Source organism: Nonomuraea sp. NPDC050547 (assembly GCF_044457345.1).
GTDB lineage: Bacteria > Actinomycetota > Actinomycetes > Streptosporangiales > Streptosporangiaceae > Nonomuraea.
The window spans coordinates 88309-103435 of record NZ_JBITGW010000024.1 but is presented as its reverse complement, the minus strand read 5'-3'; the positions used below and the strand labels follow the sequence as shown (position 1 = coordinate 103435).

Here is a 15127-nt window from a genome sequence, read left to right as displayed (position 1 = left end):
CAGATCAGGGGTCCATCGTGTCGGAGAGGGCTTTTGATGGGCTTTTCCGCAGGGTGGGGCCACTCCCCTGGCTTCGCCGTACCAGATAGTTGGTGATTTTGCGTGAATTGTCAGCGGGGAGTGCCGGTTCGTGTCAACATCTTGTGGCATGTACGGGTCATTTGGGGCTGCCGAAACCCTTGAGGTCCGCCGCCCGGGTGCGGCCATCTGAGGGGTGTCCCCCGCCCGTCCTCTCCCCCGTTGTCGGCGGGGTGTCGTCCTTCATCGCGATCGTCCGGAGGCTGTTTCCGTTGCGCATCCTGTTGCTTTGCTCGTCTTTCAATGGCCTGACCCAGCGTGCGTGGCTGGAGTTGCGGCGTGCCGGTCATGAGGTGAGCGTGGAGTTGGCGCTGTCGGAGCGGGTGATGCTCGAGGCGGCGGAGCTGGCGAAGCCGGATTTGGTTATTTGTCCGTTCTTGAAGGAGAAGGTGCCGGGGTTGTTGTGGCAGCGGCACCGGGTGGTGATCATTCATCCGGGTCCGCCCGGGGACCGGGGGCCGTCGTCGCTGGACTGGGCGATCGCGGATGCGGAGCCGGAGTGGGGGGTGACGGCGTTGCAGGCGGTGGAGGAGATGGACGCGGGGCCGATCTGGGGGTATCGGATGTTCCCGCTGCCGGTGGAGGCGCCGCGTAAGTCGGCCTTGTACAACGGGCCGGTGGCGGACGCGGCGGTGGAGCTGGTGCTGGAGGTGGCGCGGAAGGCGGGTGAGGCGGGGTTCGTGCCGGTGCCGCTGGATTATGGGCGGCCTGAGGTGGTGGGGCGGTTGCGTCCGGCGATGCGGCATGCGGATCGGGTGGTGTCGTGGTCGGAGCCGACGGAGGTGATCGTGCGGCGGGTGCGGGCGGCCGATGGGGCGCCGGGTGGCCGGGCGGAGTTGTGCGGGCTGGCGGTGCGGGTGTTCGACGTGTATCGGGGTCCGGCGCTGGTGGGGCGGCCGGGTGCGGTGGCGGCGCGGCGTGAGGGTGCGGTGCTGGTGCATACCGGTGATGGGACGGTGTGGGTGGGTCATCTGCGGCTGGATCGTGCGGATGGGGTGAAGTTGCCGGCGGTGATGGTGCTGGGTGATCGGGTGGGTCATCTGGAGGAGCGTGCGGGTTATACGGAGATCACGTATGAGCGCAGTGCGGGTGTGGGGGTGGTGAGTTTCGACTTCTACAACGGGGCGATGTCGACGGATCAGTGCCGGAGGTTGGCGGCGGCGTTGCGGTATGCGGGTGAGCAGGACACGCGGGTGCTGGTGGTGCGGGGTGGGGAGACGTTTTCGAATGGCATTCATTTGAATGTGATCGAGGCGGCGGCGCATCCGGAGCTGGAGGCGTGGATGAACATCAATGCGATCAACGCGGTGTGCCGGGAGATCATCGAGTGTTCGGGGCAGGTGGTGGTGGCGTCGGTGGGGGGTAGTGCGGGCGCGGGCGGGGTGATGATGGCGCTGGGTGCGGATCGGGTGCTGGTGCGGGAGGGGGTGGTGCTGAATCCGCATTATCGGACGATGGGGTTGTACGGGAGTGAGTTCTGGACGTATGTGCTGGCGCGGCGGGTGGGGGTGGCCGCGGCGGAGCGGTTGACGGAGGGGGCGTTGCCGGTGGGGGCGGCTGAGGCGGTGGAGCTGGGGCTGGCTGATCATGTGCTGGGTGGGGGCCGGTTGGAGTTCGAGCGGTCGGTGCTGGAGTTCGCGGAGCGGCTGGCGTCGGGGGTGGAGTGGGAGGCGCTGGTGGCGGCGAAGGGGTCGGCGCGCGCCGATGATGAGCGGCGTAAGCCGTTGGATGCGTATCGGGTGGAGGAGCTGGCGGAGATGAGCCGGGACATGTTCGATGACCGGCGGGGTTTTCGGGCGGCGCGGTCGGCTTTTGTGCGGAAGGTGCGGGCGGAGGTGACGCCGGGGTATTTGGCGGTGCATCGGGAGGGGTGGGGGGCGGCGGCATCTCATATGTGAGATAGGTTGTCGCGCTATGGCGGATGACTATCTTGCGCGGATCGGGCGGTTGATTCGGGATGCGCGTCAGCATCGTGGTTGGACGCAGCTGCAGTTGGCGGAGGCGTTGGCGACGAGTCAGAGTGCGGTGAACCGGATTGAGCGGGGTAATCAGAACATCAGTCTTGAGATGATCGCTCGGATTGGTGAGGCGCTGGACAGTGAGATCGTGTCGCTGGGGTATGCGGGGCCGATGCATTTGCGGGTGGTCGGTGGGCGGCGGTTGTCGGGCGGCATCGATGTGAAGACGTCGAAGAACGCGTGTGTGGCGTTGTTGTGCGCGTCGCTGCTGAACGCGGGGCGGACGACTTTGCGGAAGGTGGCGCGGATCGAGGAGGTCTACCGGATTTTGGAGGTGCTGGCGTCGATCGGGGTGCGGGCGCGGTGGATCAATGAGGGTAGTGATCTGGAGATCGTGCCGCCTGGCCGGTTGGAGCTGGAGGCGATGGATACGGAGGCGGCGCGCCGTACCCGGAGTGTGATCATGTTTTTGGGGCCGTTGATGCATCGGACGGGGCGGTTCCGGATTCCGTATGCGGGTGGGTGTGATCTGGGGACGCGGACGGTGCAGCCGCACATGTCGGCGTTGCGGCATTTCGGGTTGGACATCACGGCGACGGGCGGGTTCTATCACGCGCAGGTGGATGGCGGGGTGTCGCCGAAGCGGGCGATCGTGCTGACCGAGCGTGGGGACACGGTGACGGAGAACGCGCTGATGGCGGCGGCGCGGCATGACGGGGTGACGGTGATCCGTAATGCGTCGTCGAATTACATGGTGCAGGACCTGTGCTTCTTCTTGGAGGAGCTGGGGGTGAAGGTCGAGGGTGTGGGGACGACGACGTTGACGGTGCATGGGGTGCCGGTCATCGATCGGGATGTGGACTACTCCCCCAGTGAGGATCCGGTGGAGGCGATGAGTTTGCTGGCGGCGGCGGTGGTGACGTCGTCGGAGCTGACGATTCGGCGGGTTCCGGTGGAGTTTTTGGAGATCGAGCTGGCGGTGCTGGAGGAGATGGGCCTCGATCATGATCGGGGCGGGGAGTATGCGGCGGCGAACGGGCGTACGCGGCTGGTGGATTTGACGGTGCGGCCGTCGAAGCTGGTCTCCCCCATCGACAAGATTCATCCGATGCCGTTTCCGGGGCTGAACATCGACAATGTGCCGTTTTTTGCGGCTATTGCGGCGGTGGCGCAGGGGTCGACGCTCATTCATGACTGGGTGTATGACAACCGGGCGATCTATCTGACGGAGCTGACGCGGCTGGGGGCGTCGGTGAAGCTGCTGGATCCGCATCGGGTGCTGGTGGAGGGGCCGACGCGGTGGCGGGGTTCGGAGATGATGTGCCCGCCGGCGTTGCGTCCGGCGGTGGTGGTGCTGCTGGCGATGCTGGCGGCCGAGGGCACGTCGGTGCTGCGGAACGTGTATGTGATCAACCGGGGGTATGAGGAGCTGGCGGAGCGGCTGAACGCGGTGGGCGCGCAGATCGAGACGTTCCGCGATATCTGAGCGGTACGGCGGCGCGTGCTGTCAGCCGGCGGAGATGGCCAGGACGCCGATGAGGGAGATGGCGATGCCGATCTGCTGGGCGCGCCGGAGTCGTTCTTTGAGCATGATGCGGGCCAGGGCGATGGTGACGATGGTGTGCAGGGAGGCCAGGACGGCCGCGACGCCGGCCAGGCCGAGGGTTGAGGCGGTGGTGTAGAGGAAGTCGGCGACGATGACGAGGGCGCCGATCGCGGCCAGCTGGGGCAGGTCGGTGGCGCGGACGCGGACGCGGTGGCGGGTGATGATGATGACGGCGGCCAGGGCGAGGACCGAGGTGAGGCGGGCGGTCAGCAGGGCCCAGCCGACGTCGCCCTGGCCGGCGTGGTGCATGGTGTGGAAGAAGGTTCCGAAGCCGGCGGCGGCGAGCAGGCCGTACAGGATGCTCGGCAGGGTGGAGGCGGTGGGGCCGGTGCTCGTGCCGGGCCGGTAGGAGGTGGCGGCCAGTCCGAGCATGGCCAGGGCCAGGCCGGTGAGCTGGAGGGGGCCGGGGATCTGGCCGGTGGCCAGTCCGATGAGCAGGGGGACGGCGGGCGCGGTGGCGGCGACGGGGGCGACGATGGACATGGTGCCGACTGCCAGTCCGCGGTAGAGGGCGGCGATGCCGGCGAGTTCGCCGAGTCCGGCGATGGCGGCGTGGCCGAGGGTGGCGGCGTCGGGTGGGGCGGCCGCGCGGGTGGCGGCGATGAGGGTGAGCAGGACGAGTGCGGTGCTCTGGGAGATCAGGAGCACGGTCAGGACGGGCAGGGTGCGGCTTTTGAGGCCGCCGAGGAAGTCGGAGACTCCCCAGCCGAGGCTGGCGCCCAGGGCGAGCACGATGGCGAGCATGGTGGTTCCCTCACAGCTTTCGTTACATGTAACGGGGAAGCTAGCACGGGTTTCTGTTACATGTCACCATTCCTGCTGGGGTGGTCGTCCGTTTGCCGGGGGGCACGGTCATGTCCGGCGGCGTCGACGACCTGGAGAGCGCCGCCGCCGCACTCCCCCCGCCGGTGACCTGGCGTGCGTCTCCGGCAGGGGTGAGCGTCGTGCGGGCGTATCCGGGCGAAAAGGAGTGAGCGGGGTGCCGCAGGTCACCGTGGAGTATTCGGCCGTGTTGCGGGAGGCGTTCGATCGGCGGGCCTTCGCGCTGGCGTTGCATGAGCAGGGCGCGGCGGTCGTCGGGGGGCGGGTGGAGGCGTTCAAGTCGCGCTTCTACCGGATCGACGACGCGGTCATCGCCGATGGGGACGCGCGGGAGGCGATGGTGCACGCGCAGGTGGCGATCTTGCCGGGGCGCGCGGAGGAGGTGCGGCGGCGGCTGGGTCAGGTGGCGGTGGAACTGCTGGCGCGGTGGGTGCGGCCGGTGACGGGGGTGCGGGTGCAGCTGACGGTGGAGGTGCGGGAGCTGGAGGTCTACCAGAAGGTGGTCCTGGAGTAGGCCTGGCCTCGGTGCGCGGGCCGGGCGTGTTCGCCCTGGGCGGGGCCGTACCCCCGGGGTGAGGGTACGGCCCCGCGGCCTCAGAGGGCGGCTTCGATGAGGTCGGCGGCGTGCCGGGCGCCGCCCTCGACGGTGAGTTCGTGGCGGACGGCGGCCAGCTGGGCGGCGACCTGCGGGTCGGTGGTGAGCTCGTGCAGCGCGCCGCGCAGGAGTCCGGGGGTGGCGTCGCCGGTGTCGATGCGGCGGGCCACGCCGAGCGCGACGAGGTGGTCGGCGTTGGCGAACTGGTCGACGCCCTGCGGGACGGCGATCATGGGGACGCCGCAGGCCAGGCCCTCGCCGGCGCCGCCCATGCCGGCGTGGGTGAGGAAGGCGTCGGCCCGGCGCAAGATGGCCAGCTGTTCGACCCAGGGGTGGATCTCGACGTTGGCGGGGATGGGGCCGAGGTCGGCGGCGCTCAGGCGGCGGCCGATCTGCATGATGACGTGCCAGCCGGGCAGGTCGCCGAAGGCGCGCAGGCAGGTGCGGTAGAAGGCGGGCTGGTCGGTGAAGGCGGAGCCGAGGGAGATGAGCAGGATCTTGCCGGCGCCGGCGGGCGGGCTCCAGGTGCCGCGCTCGCCCAGGCAGGGGCCGATGAAGGTGTAGACGGCGGGGTCGACGCGTTCGGCGTGGGGTTGCAGGGCGCGCGGGATGAGGACGAGGCAGCGGGGCGGGCGGCCGACGAAGTCGGCGTGCGGGGTGGTGATGCCCTCCTCGCGCAGCCATTGCCCGGCGCGGCGGTGGTAGTCGGCGCCTTCGGGGGTGGCGTACAGCTGTTCGATCACGGGGGCCATGTCGGTTTCGTAGCCGTCCCAGGCGACGTAGGTGGGTGAGAGCTGGATGGCGGGGATGTTCCACTGTTCGGCCAGGACACGGGCGGGGGCGGCGCCGATGTCGTAGAGGAACAGGTCGGGGCGGCGGCCGGTGTAGGCGGCGCGCAGTTGCGGGGTCATGGAGACGTTGTCGCGCAGGAACAGGTCGAGCTGGGCGATGGTGTCCTCGGGCCAGGCGGCGCCCTGGGGCAGCAGCGAGGTGTAGGGGAGGTGGGTGGCGCCGGCGGCCTGGACGATGTCGCGGTAGGAGGGGGCGTTGGCGTAGGTGACGTGGTGGCCGCGGGCGGCGAGTTCGCGGATGACCTCCAGGCTCGGGTTGACGTGGCCGGGTGCCGGGATGCTGACCATGGCGATGTGCGGCAAGGTGGTGTTCCCCCGTGGGTGAGAGCCGATCGATTTTGTCGGTGCCGGTCGCTACCGTCGGCTGTGGATCTTTCCATGGTGGCGTGGTCCAGAGGTGGAGGTGGGCGGGTGCGGCCGGCGGAGCTCAACCGGTTGACGGTGGCGGAGGCGGTGGCGCGCTATGTGGAGCTGGTGCGGGCCAAGACGGTGACGGGGGCGCTGTCGCCGGCCACGGCGGAGGTCTACGCGCGCGACGTGGCGACGCTGGTGGCGCTGGCGGGGGACGGTGCGGTGCTCGACGATCTGAGCGGCGAGGACGTCGACGCGGTGCTGCTGGCGTTCGCGCGCAAGCCGGACGGGCGGCGCTCACCGCAGGGCGGGCAGGCGGTGCGGGCGGCGCCGGGCACGTCGTTGCAGAGCGCCTCGTCGCAGGCGCGTTTTCGCCGGTCGATCTCGGCGTTGTTCAAGCACGCGACGCTGGCCGGGTGGGTGCAGATCAATCCGATGGCGGCGGTGACGGTCAGCGCGCGCGAGCGGGGCGGGCTGCGGGCCGAGCGGCGGGCGCTGACGCGTGAGCAGGCGCAGGGGCTGATCGGGGCGGCGCGGGAGCTGGGCGGGCAGGAGGGTGAGGGGCGCCGCGATCAGCGGATGCCGCTGCGCGACGGGCTGATCGTGTTGCTGCTGGCGGCGGTGGGGCCGCGGGTGTCGGAGCTGGTGCGGGCCAATGTGGAGGACTTCTACACCAACGACGGGGTGCGCTACTGGCGGATCTTCGGCAAGGGCGGGCGTACGCGGGATGTGCCGTTGCCGGAGGGCGTGGCGGGGGCGCTGGAGGCGTACCTGCTGGGTGAGCGGGGGGCGGGGCCGCCGCAGGAGAAGGCGTTGCTGTTGTCGTGGCGGGGGCGGCGGCTGGCGCGCGGTGACGTGCAGGCGGTGATCGACCGGGTGCAGGCCCGGGTGGATCCGGAGCGGCGCCGGTCGGTGACGCCGCACGGGCTGCGGCATACGACGGCGACGCATCTGCTGGCTGACGCGGTCGACATGGACGCGGTGCGGCGGGTGCTGGGTCACAGTGACCTGTCGACGCTGGGCCGTTACCGCGATGAGCTGCCGGGTGAGCTGGAGGTGGCCATGCGGGCCCATCCGCTGCTGCGCTCCCCCAAGCCGCCGCTCTGAGGGCTCCTCGCCGCTGCTGGAGCTGACCGCGCTGGGGGTGGCGTTCGTGCTGGTGGGCGCGGTCGTGGTGGCGGTTTACGCGGTGCTGGAGTACGCGGGGCTGCGCCGGGCCCGCCCGCTCACCGGCGGCGGATCTTGACCTGGCGCAGGTCGGTCACGGCGAGGTTCAGCACCCGGTGCGGCAGTCCGTGCGCGGCCAGCGCCGCCAGGGCCGCCTGCCCGGCTTCGGCCTCGCCGTCGGCGGGTCCGGCGGCCACCTGGCAGCGGAAGGTGAAGGCGGCCATGGTGGCGTCGTGGGTGAAGGTCCCCGCCGGGGTGTAGGCGGGTCCTGCCGCGGCCTCGATCGCCGCTCGGGCCCGCTCGTCGAGGGGGCCGAAGCTGCCTCGCACGGTCACACGGAACATGGGGGTTCGTCCTTTCGTACGGCGTAGCCGAGCAGCGGCCGCCCGAGCGCGGACTCGGCCGCGTCCAGGAGGCCGAGCACGGCGTCGGCGATCTGGCCGGGCGGCTGGCCGGCGGCCACGCGGGCGCCGATCTCGGTGTAGACCAGCGCGTGCACCGCCCCGAGCTGCCAGGCGATCACGCGCGCGGCCGGCCGGTCGCCGGGGTGCTCGTCGGCCAGCCGGGCGGCCAGTTCCTCGCTCATCTGGCGGCCCAGTTCCTCCAGGCGGGCGGTGAGGGTGGGGGCGGCGCGCATCATGAGGTAGACCGGGGCGAACCCCTCGCTCAGGCCCAGGTTCCGGTCGCGGCGCCGTACCTCCTCGCGCAGGTGGTCGAGCACGGCGCGGGCGGCGCTCACCCCGGCCGGGCGGGCGGCCACGATCGCGGCCAGGCGGCCCGGTGAGGCCTGTTCGGGCGGCAGGACGAGGTCCTCCTTGGCCGGAAAGTAGTTGTAGACGGTGTTGACCGCCACCTCGGCGGCCGCGGCGACCTCGGCGACGGTGACCGCGTCGAAGCTGCGCTCGACGAACAGCGCCATGGCCACCTGGGACAGGTGGCGGCGGGTGCGCTGCTTCTTGCGTTCGCGCAGGCCTTCACTCACGGGAAGAAATCCAACCACACTCTCTTTTTGCCATGCACTCCAATATTTCCGCCCGGGGTGTACCTACCTCCACCCCGGGGGGTGCGTGCAGCCGGATTCCGCCCTCCACCCGCCCGCCCTACCGTGGTCGTCATGGACACTCTGCGACCGCCCAGCCGAAGCCCCGACGAACGCGCGTTCGGCTGGTGGCTGGCCCAGGCCGTGGTGAGCGTGCTGCCGCCGGTGCTGCTGCTGGTGCTGCTCGCGCTGCTGATCACGCCCGCCCGGCGGTGGCTGCTGCTGGCGGCCGCCATCGTGGCCGTTCCCGGCTTGTTCTACATCCTGGTGATGCCGCCGTGGCGGATGCGGGTGCACCGGTGGGAGGTGGCGCGGGAGGCGGTGTTCACGCGGGCCGGATGGGTGCGCGAGCAGTGGCGGATCGCGCCGATGGAACGCATCCAGACGGTGGACACGCTGCGCGGGCCACTGCAGCAGCTGTTCGGGCTGTCGAGCGTGGTGGTGACCACCGCCTCGGCGGCCGGGGCGCTGACGATCGACGGCCTGGACCACGAGGACGCGCGGCTGCTGGCCGAGGATCTGGCCGCCCGCGCCCGGGGCGGCGACGCCGCGTGAACCCCCACACCGATCCGCCCTGGCGGCGGCTGGACGTGCGGATCATCTGGGTGGCGGCCGCCTGGTGCGCCGGGGTGATGGTGGCCGCGCTGGCGGTACTGTGGTGGCGCGAGGCCCCCTGGTGGCTGAGCGCGCCGGTCCCGCTGGTGCTGTCCGGGATCGCCTACGAGGCGCTGCTGTGGGCCAAGACCCGCTACCGGCTGACGGACGAGCACATCGAGATGCGCACCGGGGTCCTGCTGCGCCGCCATCGCTCCATCCCCCGCGCCCGCGTGCGCAGCGTCGAGCTGAGCGCCAACCCGCTGCAGCGCGTGTTCTCCCTGGCGGTGGTCAAGGTCGAGACCGGCCACCGTACCTCCTCCGACCAGCAGGCGGCCCTGACCCTCAACGCGCTGCCCCGAGGCCAGGCCCAGGCGCTGCGCGCGGCCCTCATCCGCCGCGACGGCGCCGCAGGCGAGCAGACGATCGCGCTCGGGCAGCGGCGCTGGCTGCGGCTGGCGCCACTGTCGGTCGCCACCCCCGCCCTCGGCGTCGGCGCGCTCGGCGCCACCTACCAGGGCCTGGACCTGCTCGGCTACGAACCCGACACCGTCCTGATCCCCCGCCTCATCGACTGGCTCGGCCGCTCCGACCTCCTGCTCGTCGGCTCCCTGACCGCGCTCGGGCTCCTGCTGGCCGGCATCACCGCCACCCTCGCCCTGGCCACCGAGACGTGGTGGAACTTCCGCCTGGTGCGCGAACCCGACGGCGGCCTGCGCGCCACCCGCGGCCTGTTCGTCACCCGCTCGGCCACCCTGCAGGAGGAACGCCTGCACGGCGTCGAGATCGCCGAACCGCTGCTGCTGCGCACCGCCGGCGCCGCCTCCACCTACGCCGTCGTCACCGGCTCCGGCAGCGCCGAACAGGAGATGCGCGCCTTCAACGCCAGCGCCCTGCTGCCGCCCGCGCCGATCGCCCACGCCCACCGGGTCGCCGCCGCCGTCCTGCGCGAAGCCGACAACCCCGCCCGCACCGTCCGGCTCCTGGCCCACCCCCGGCTCGCGCTGGCGCGCCGGGTGCGCTGGGCGCTGCTGGCCGCCGCCGCGCTGGGCGCGCTCCTGGCGGCGCTGGGGGCGTGGCTGTGGCCGCCGCTGCTCACGCTCGCCTGGATCGCCACGCCGGCGGCGGGCGCGGGCGGGCTCCTGCTGGCGCGCGACGCCTACCGCAACCTCGGCCACGGCCTGACCGGCCCCTACCTGGTCACCCGCCACGGCACCCTCAAACGCCGCACCATCGCGCTCCGCCGCGGCGGGATCATCGGCTGGACCTTCACCCGATGGGCCTGGCACCGCCGCTCCACCCTGTGCCGGCTCAGCGCCACCACCCCGGGCGGGCGCGGCGTCTACCACGTCAAGGACGTGTTCATGGGCGAGGGCGTGCGCTTCGCCGAACAGACCCTGCCCGGCCTGCTGACCCCCTTCCTCACCGGCCCGCCCGCCACGCGGCCCGCAGCACCCGCACTGCCACCTGCGGCGGGGTGAGAGCGCAGGCGCACGCGTCCGGCCAGGACGGCCCGCACAGCCACACGACGCGCATCCGGCCGACCGTGGCGAGGCGGCCCGCGGGCCTTCCACCGGTTGTCCGCCGCCGCGCGCCGTACCGCGGCGAAAAGAAGGGGGGGTCAGCCGCGGACGGCGGACAGATAGCGCAGGAGGGCGTCGCGGTTGCGGGCCAGGCAGTCGATGCGGGCGGTGATGCGGTCGGCCTCGGCCTGCAGGAGGGCGGCCAGTTCCGGGGTGAGACAGTGGGGGTGCAGGTGGATGTCGCCGGCGTCCAGGAACGGCAGGATACGGCGGATGATCTCCGTGGTGAGGCCGGAGTCGAGCAGGCCGCGGATCTGCTGCACCCGGTAGATCGCCGTCGCGCCGTAGAGGCGGTAGCCGTTGTCGGCCCGTCCGGGTTCCAGCAGGCCTTGTTCCTCGTAGTAGCGCAGCATCCGGGCAGGCACCCCGGTGCGCCGCGACAGCTCGCCGATCCGCATGCCCGCCCCCACGTTTGCCTTCACACTGATGTGAAGGTTTCACGATAGCCGCATGTCGACCACCCGGCTTCCGGCGGGGGCGCTGGCGGCGCTGTCGTGCGCGGCCTTCACCGCCGTCGTCACCGAACTCCTGCCCGCCGGCCTGCTGCCCCAGCTCAGCCGGGAGCTGTCGGTATCGCCCGGCCAGGCGGGCTTCCTGGTCACCGGCTACGCGCTGACCTCGTTCCTGTCGGCGATCCCGATCACCGCGGCGGTGCGTTCGCTGCCGCGCCGCCCGGTGCTGCTGGCGGTGCTGGGCTGCTTCGCGCTGCTGAACGCCGCGACCGCGCTGTCATCGTCGTACCCGCTGACGTTCGCGCTGAGGCTGCTGGCCGGGGTGGCGGGCGGCACGCTGTGGGCGATGCTCATCGGGTACGCGGCCCGGCTGGTGCCCGCCGAGCGGCGCGGGCGGGCCATCGCGATCGTCTCGGCGGGGATCACGCTGGCGTTGTGCGCGGGACTACCGGCCGGCAGCGCGCTGGCGCAGGCGGCCGGGTGGCGGGCCGCGTTCGGGGTGCTGGCCGTCGCGGCTGCGCTGCTGGCGCTGTGGGTGGCGCGCGCGGTGCCGCCCGTGCCGGGCCAGGCCGCGGCGCGGCGGCTGCCGTTGCGGTCGGTGGCGGCCCTGCCGGGAGTGCGGGCCTGGCTGTCGGTGACGCTGGTCGTCCTACTCGCCCACCAGGCCGTCTACACCTACCTCGCGCCGCTCGCCCGGCGGGCGGCGATGGAGGCGGGCGGGGTGCTGCTGGTGTTCGGGGCGGCGACGGTGGCGGGGGTGTGGCTGACGGGGGTGTTCATCGACGGGCGGCCGCGGGCGGCGCTGGTGTCCGCGCTCGCGGGAGTGGGCGCGGCGATGGCCGGACTCGGGGCCGCGGGCACGTCGCCCCCGGTAGTGCTGGTGGCGGCCGCGGTGTGGGGGCTGGCGTTCGGCGGGGTGCCGACGCTGCTGCAAAGCGCCCTCATCGAACGCACCGGCGCCCCCCACGCCGACGTCGCCACCGCCCTGCAGACCACCGTCTACAACGTCGGCATCGCGGCCGGGTCGCTGGCGGGCGGGCTGCTGCTGGAGTCGGCGGGCGCGTGGGCGCTGCCGTGGACCGCGCTGGCGCTGGTTGCGGCGGCGCTGGCCGCGACATCGGTGATCGGCCGCGACCGGCGGCCGCGCTCGCCGGTGAGTGAAACGATCGCTTGAGGAACCGGCCGCGCGCTGTCGTACAGGCCCTTCCCTCCGTTACGGCAGCCGCCCCACACCCCACCCGCCGACGACGGCGCGCGCAGGCCGGGGGGATCGCCGCTCACGTCGCACGGGCCGGGCGCCGCAACGGCGCCCGGCCACCACCTGGACGGGCACCCGCGACGGACCCGGACGAGCACCCATCCACCGGTGGGCACGTGGGCAGTCCGCCACGGACACGCGGCCGGCTCGGCCCAGGTCTGTCAGGTGAGGGGCTGGTCGGACAAGGTGTTGGCCAGGTGTTCGATGTGGGCGCGCCACGTGGCGGCCTCGGCCGTCCCGGTGTCGGTGACGATGAGGCGGGGGCCCTGGCCGGTGCCCTCGGCCAGTTCCCAGCGGACGGTGCCGGCCGAGGTGCCGTACTCCAGCAGCTTGCCGCCCTCCAGCGCGCTGACCGCGCCCGCGCTCACCCCGGCGGGGACGAACGCGGGCGGGGGCGGCGAGCCCAGGCGCGCGCCGTCGCCGGACAGATGCCGCCACGTCTGGGCGGCGGGGCGGGTGAGCTGGCGTTCGTAGCGCAGGCCCGGCCGGTGCGGGCGGGCGCCGTCGAGGCCGAGCAGGGCGACGAAGTCCTCGTGCAGGGCGGCGCTGTCGCGGGCGGCGGCCACGGGACGGCCGTCCAGGACGGCGGCCATCGCCCGCACACAGGTGTGCCACCCGGCGGCGAAGCTGGCCGCGCCGAACCGGTCGCCGAAGGTATGGGTGAGCGTCAGGACGCTGGCCTCGCCGTCGGGGCGGATCTCCCAGCGCAGTTCGTCCTCGCCCCAGGTGTGGGCGAACAGGCGGGGCGGGTCGAAGGCCAGCACGCGTCCTTCGGGGCCGAAGCCGTAGACGACCCGCTCGCCTTCGACCCGCATGTCGGCCGGGAACCACTGCCGCACCTGCGCGGGTTCGGTCAGGGCCCGCCACACGCGTTCGGGCGGGTGCGGCAGGCGGCGTTCCATGTGCAGGCTGGTGCGGGCGCCGTCACTGCTCAGGCGGTCGTGCATCACGGTCCTCCATCGTCTCCAGGTGAGCTTCGAGCGCGTCGAAGCTCGCCGTCCACAGGCCTCGGTAAGGGGCCAGCCAGGCGTCGATCTCGGCCAGGGGCTGCGGGCGCAGCTCATACCAGCGGCGCTGGGCGTCCTTGCGGACGGCGACCAGGCCCGCCTCGCGCAGCACGCGCAGGTGCTTGGAGGTGCCGGGCTGGCTGAGCCCGGTACGCTCGGCCAGCTCCCCCACCAGACGCGGCCGCTCGCGCAGCAGGTCGAGGATCTGCCTCCTGACCGGCTCGGCGAGAACGTCGAACATGCCCACAAGTATACGTTGCCAGTTATATAACGCAAACGGCATGTTCAGGGGTGGTCAGAAGGCGGGGAAGGCCCAGCCCGGCCGACCCACCCAGATCAATGTCGGGTCGGTGTGAGCGCCGCGATCGCGCAGGCGACTCCGGCGCACACGATCGCGGCGGTCAACCCGATCGTCGCGGGCCAGCCCGCGGTCCCGGCCGTCCAGAGGTAGACAGGCGGGCCGATCAGGGTGCCCACGCTTCCGGCCTGGGTCACCGCGGCCACCGTCCGCGCGGTCCCGGCGGTGGTCCCATCCCCCAGGCCAGGGCCGGCAACGTCCACGCCCGGAGTGCCACCGGCCAGATCGCGACTGCCCCCGGCCCGGTCGGGGTCGCCGGTGCTCAGGTCGGGGAGGCCGGCGAAGATGGCCGAGACCGCCAGGCCGTTGACCGCCAGGATCGCCGCCGCACCCACCACCGCCAGGGACAACGGCCCCTGCCCGAACACGGCCGGCGCCAGCGGCGCCATGAGCACAGCCGTGACCAGCAGCCGGGCCGGGCGCACCCCCGCCCGCAACATCGCCCCGGCCACCACGCTGCCCGGCACACTGGCCGCCGCCACCAGCCCGGTCAGCAGGCTCGCGGACGCGGCGGGCAGGCCGTACCGGAAGGCCAGATAGGACGCGAGCACGGTGACCACACTCACCCCGACCAGCGCGATCAACCCGAACCCAGCAGCCACCCCCACCACCCGCCACCACGACCCGGCCCCCGCACCGGCCCCCGCACGCCGCCCCCGTCGACGCGGCCAGATGCTCGCAAAGCCGCCACCCCGTGAGGCCCACCCGGCCACCGACGTCGCGCGGCCCGGCATCACGTGCGCGGACGTCACCTGGGCAGGCATGACGTGCGCGGGCATGGTATACGCGAACATCACGTGGGCCGCCACCCCCAAGACCAACGCCAGCACCCCCACACCCACCACGACCATCCGCCACCCCGACGCCCCCACCACCGCGGCGACGCCACCCACCAGCGCCAGCCCCGCCGGCACACACAACCCCCACAAAGCCAGCCCCACCCGCCGCCCACCTTCCAGCGGCATCCGCGCCAGCAGCACCGGCCCCGCGATCACCACCAGCGCGTACCCCACCGCCTGACCACCCCGCGCCGCCACCAGCACACCCGCACCACCCGCGCACCCGGCCACGACCCCCGACACACCCAGCACCAGCAGCCCCACCACGAACACCCGCTCCAGCCGCCGGCCGCCGATCACCACCCCGAGCGGCAGGCACGCCAACGCCGCCACCAGAGTGATCCCCGACGACACCCAGCCCACAGCGGTCAGCGGCCACCCGAACCGCACCCCCAGCACCGGCAGGAACGGAATGAACTCCCCCAGCGCCATGCTGGCCGCAACCCCGGCCACCACCACGACGACCACACGCCGAACGGTGCCGCCCATCACACGCCTCCCAAACGTCAGGAAGGCGCGACCGGCGAACCGGCCCGATCCTCAAAGCCCGGCAACAGCGGGGCGACGCC

The 15127-nt window shown here is 72.5% G+C and carries 16 protein-coding genes; 8 read left to right on the top strand and 8 right to left on the bottom strand.

What is annotated here, in order from left to right; translation table 11 throughout:
- Positions 1 to 251: 251 nt before the first annotated feature.
- On the top strand, positions 252 to 1976 hold the full coding sequence (locus ACIBHY_RS45825) for an enoyl-CoA hydratase-related protein (protein WP_397310015.1): 1725 nt from the start codon (positions 252 to 254) through the stop codon (positions 1974 to 1976).
- 16 nt (positions 1977 to 1992) lie between these two features.
- Complete coding sequence (locus ACIBHY_RS45820) at positions 1993 to 3522, top strand: UDP-N-acetylglucosamine 1-carboxyvinyltransferase (RefSeq protein ID WP_397253076.1); 1530 nt, start codon at positions 1993 to 1995, stop codon at positions 3520 to 3522.
- 21 nt (positions 3523 to 3543) lie between these two features.
- Here the strand turns inward: ACIBHY_RS45820 and ACIBHY_RS45815 are convergent, their stop codons facing one another.
- A complete protein-coding gene (locus tag ACIBHY_RS45815) occupies positions 3544 to 4386 on the bottom strand; it encodes an EamA family transporter (RefSeq protein WP_397310014.1) in 843 nt (280 codons plus the stop codon).
- A gap of 80 nt (positions 4387 to 4466) precedes the next feature.
- On the opposite strand from ACIBHY_RS45815, the gene ACIBHY_RS45810 reads away from it, so the two are divergent.
- Both ACIBHY_RS45810 and ACIBHY_RS45805 read left to right on the top strand, forming a co-directional pair.
- Complete coding sequence (locus ACIBHY_RS45810) at positions 4467 to 4616, top strand: hypothetical protein (RefSeq protein WP_397310013.1); 150 nt, start codon at positions 4467 to 4469, stop codon at positions 4614 to 4616.
- Between the two features lie 5 nt (positions 4617 to 4621).
- Positions 4622 to 4978 (top strand): 5-carboxymethyl-2-hydroxymuconate Delta-isomerase, encoded by a 357-nt coding sequence (locus ACIBHY_RS45805; RefSeq protein WP_397310012.1) that lies wholly within the window; start codon positions 4622 to 4624, stop codon positions 4976 to 4978.
- Positions 4979 to 5058: 80 nt separating this feature from the next.
- Here ACIBHY_RS45805 and ACIBHY_RS45800 read toward each other — a convergent pair whose 3' ends face one another.
- Positions 5059 to 6198, bottom strand: coding sequence for a macrolide family glycosyltransferase (locus ACIBHY_RS45800; protein ID WP_397310090.1), 1140 nt, complete (start codon positions 6196 to 6198; stop codon positions 5059 to 5061).
- A gap of 123 nt (positions 6199 to 6321) precedes the next feature.
- On the opposite strand from ACIBHY_RS45800, the gene ACIBHY_RS45795 reads away from it, so the two are divergent.
- Positions 6322 to 7368, top strand: coding sequence for a tyrosine-type recombinase/integrase (locus ACIBHY_RS45795; RefSeq protein WP_397310011.1), 1047 nt, complete (start codon positions 6322 to 6324; stop codon positions 7366 to 7368).
- 119 nt (positions 7369 to 7487) lie between these two features.
- Here the strand turns inward: ACIBHY_RS45795 and ACIBHY_RS45790 are convergent, their stop codons facing one another.
- Together ACIBHY_RS45790 and ACIBHY_RS45785 are read right to left on the bottom strand one after the other, a co-directional pair.
- Positions 7488 to 7772: a DUF6204 family protein gene (locus tag ACIBHY_RS45790; RefSeq protein WP_397310010.1), complete on the bottom strand. Its 285-nt coding sequence runs from the start codon at positions 7770 to 7772 to the stop codon at positions 7488 to 7490.
- Positions 7760 to 8410: a TetR family transcriptional regulator gene (locus ACIBHY_RS45785; RefSeq protein ID WP_397310009.1), complete on the bottom strand. Its 651-nt coding sequence runs from the start codon at positions 8408 to 8410 to the stop codon at positions 7760 to 7762. Before ACIBHY_RS45785 ends, ACIBHY_RS45790 begins: the two co-directional genes overlap by 13 nt.
- A gap of 132 nt (positions 8411 to 8542) precedes the next feature.
- Between ACIBHY_RS45785 and ACIBHY_RS45780 the strand changes: the two genes are divergently transcribed.
- Together ACIBHY_RS45780 and ACIBHY_RS45775 are read left to right on the top strand one after the other, a co-directional pair.
- A complete protein-coding gene (locus tag ACIBHY_RS45780) occupies positions 8543 to 9022 on the top strand; it encodes a PH domain-containing protein (RefSeq protein ID WP_397253087.1) in 480 nt (159 codons plus the stop codon).
- A complete protein-coding gene (locus ACIBHY_RS45775) occupies positions 9019 to 10542 on the top strand; it encodes a PH domain-containing protein (protein WP_397253089.1) in 1524 nt (507 codons plus the stop codon). Before ACIBHY_RS45780 ends, ACIBHY_RS45775 begins: the two co-directional genes overlap by 4 nt.
- 140 nt (positions 10543 to 10682) lie before the next feature.
- Here the strand turns inward: ACIBHY_RS45775 and ACIBHY_RS45770 are convergent, their stop codons facing one another.
- Positions 10683 to 11066, bottom strand: coding sequence for a MerR family transcriptional regulator (locus ACIBHY_RS45770; protein WP_397253091.1), 384 nt, complete (start codon positions 11064 to 11066; stop codon positions 10683 to 10685).
- A gap of 28 nt (positions 11067 to 11094) precedes the next feature.
- Between ACIBHY_RS45770 and ACIBHY_RS45765 the strand changes: the two genes are divergently transcribed.
- Entirely contained in the window at positions 11095 to 12270 is a 1176-nt protein-coding gene (locus ACIBHY_RS45765) for an MFS transporter (protein WP_397310008.1), read from the top strand.
- 245 nt (positions 12271 to 12515) lie between these two features.
- Here the strand turns inward: ACIBHY_RS45765 and ACIBHY_RS45760 are convergent, their stop codons facing one another.
- The 3 genes from ACIBHY_RS45760 to ACIBHY_RS45750 form a co-directional block, all read right to left on the bottom strand.
- On the bottom strand, positions 12516 to 13301 hold the full coding sequence (locus ACIBHY_RS45760; protein WP_397253095.1) for an SRPBCC family protein: 786 nt from the start codon (positions 13299 to 13301) through the stop codon (positions 12516 to 12518).
- On the bottom strand, positions 13279 to 13602 hold the full coding sequence (locus ACIBHY_RS45755; RefSeq protein ID WP_379624212.1) for an ArsR/SmtB family transcription factor: 324 nt from the start codon (positions 13600 to 13602) through the stop codon (positions 13279 to 13281). Before ACIBHY_RS45755 ends, ACIBHY_RS45760 begins: the two co-directional genes overlap by 23 nt.
- A 95-nt stretch (positions 13603 to 13697) precedes the next feature.
- Positions 13698 to 15047 (bottom strand): MFS transporter, encoded by a 1350-nt coding sequence (locus ACIBHY_RS45750; RefSeq protein WP_397310007.1) that lies wholly within the window; start codon positions 15045 to 15047, stop codon positions 13698 to 13700.
- Positions 15048 to 15127 lie beyond the last annotated feature (80 nt).

What these genes read in the sequence shown, in the direction of transcription:
- ACIBHY_RS45820 (WP_397253076.1), top strand. Translation starts at nt 1,993, where the DNA reads ATGGCGGATGACTATCTTGCGCGGATCGGGCGGTTGATTCGGGATGCG.
- ACIBHY_RS45815 (WP_397310014.1), bottom strand. Translation starts at nt 4,386, where the DNA reads ATGCTCGCCATCGTGCTCGCCCTGGGCGCCAGCCTCGGCTGGGGAGTC.
- ACIBHY_RS45800 (WP_397310090.1), bottom strand. Translation starts at nt 6,198, where the DNA reads ATGGTCAGCATCCCGGCACCCGGCCACGTCAACCCGAGCCTGGAGGTC.
- ACIBHY_RS45790 (WP_397310010.1), bottom strand. Translation starts at nt 7,772, where the DNA reads ATGTTCCGTGTGACCGTGCGAGGCAGCTTCGGCCCCCTCGACGAGCGG.
- ACIBHY_RS45780 (WP_397253087.1), top strand. Translation starts at nt 8,543, where the DNA reads ATGGACACTCTGCGACCGCCCAGCCGAAGCCCCGACGAACGCGCGTTC.
- ACIBHY_RS45765 (WP_397310008.1), top strand. Translation starts at nt 11,095, where the DNA reads ATGTCGACCACCCGGCTTCCGGCGGGGGCGCTGGCGGCGCTGTCGTGC.
- ACIBHY_RS45760 (WP_397253095.1), bottom strand. Translation starts at nt 13,301, where the DNA reads ATGCACGACCGCCTGAGCAGTGACGGCGCCCGCACCAGCCTGCACATG.
- ACIBHY_RS45755 (WP_379624212.1), bottom strand. Translation starts at nt 13,602, where the DNA reads ATGTTCGACGTTCTCGCCGAGCCGGTCAGGAGGCAGATCCTCGACCTG.
- ACIBHY_RS45750 (WP_397310007.1), bottom strand. Translation starts at nt 15,047, where the DNA reads ATGGGCGGCACCGTTCGGCGTGTGGTCGTCGTGGTGGTGGCCGGGGTT.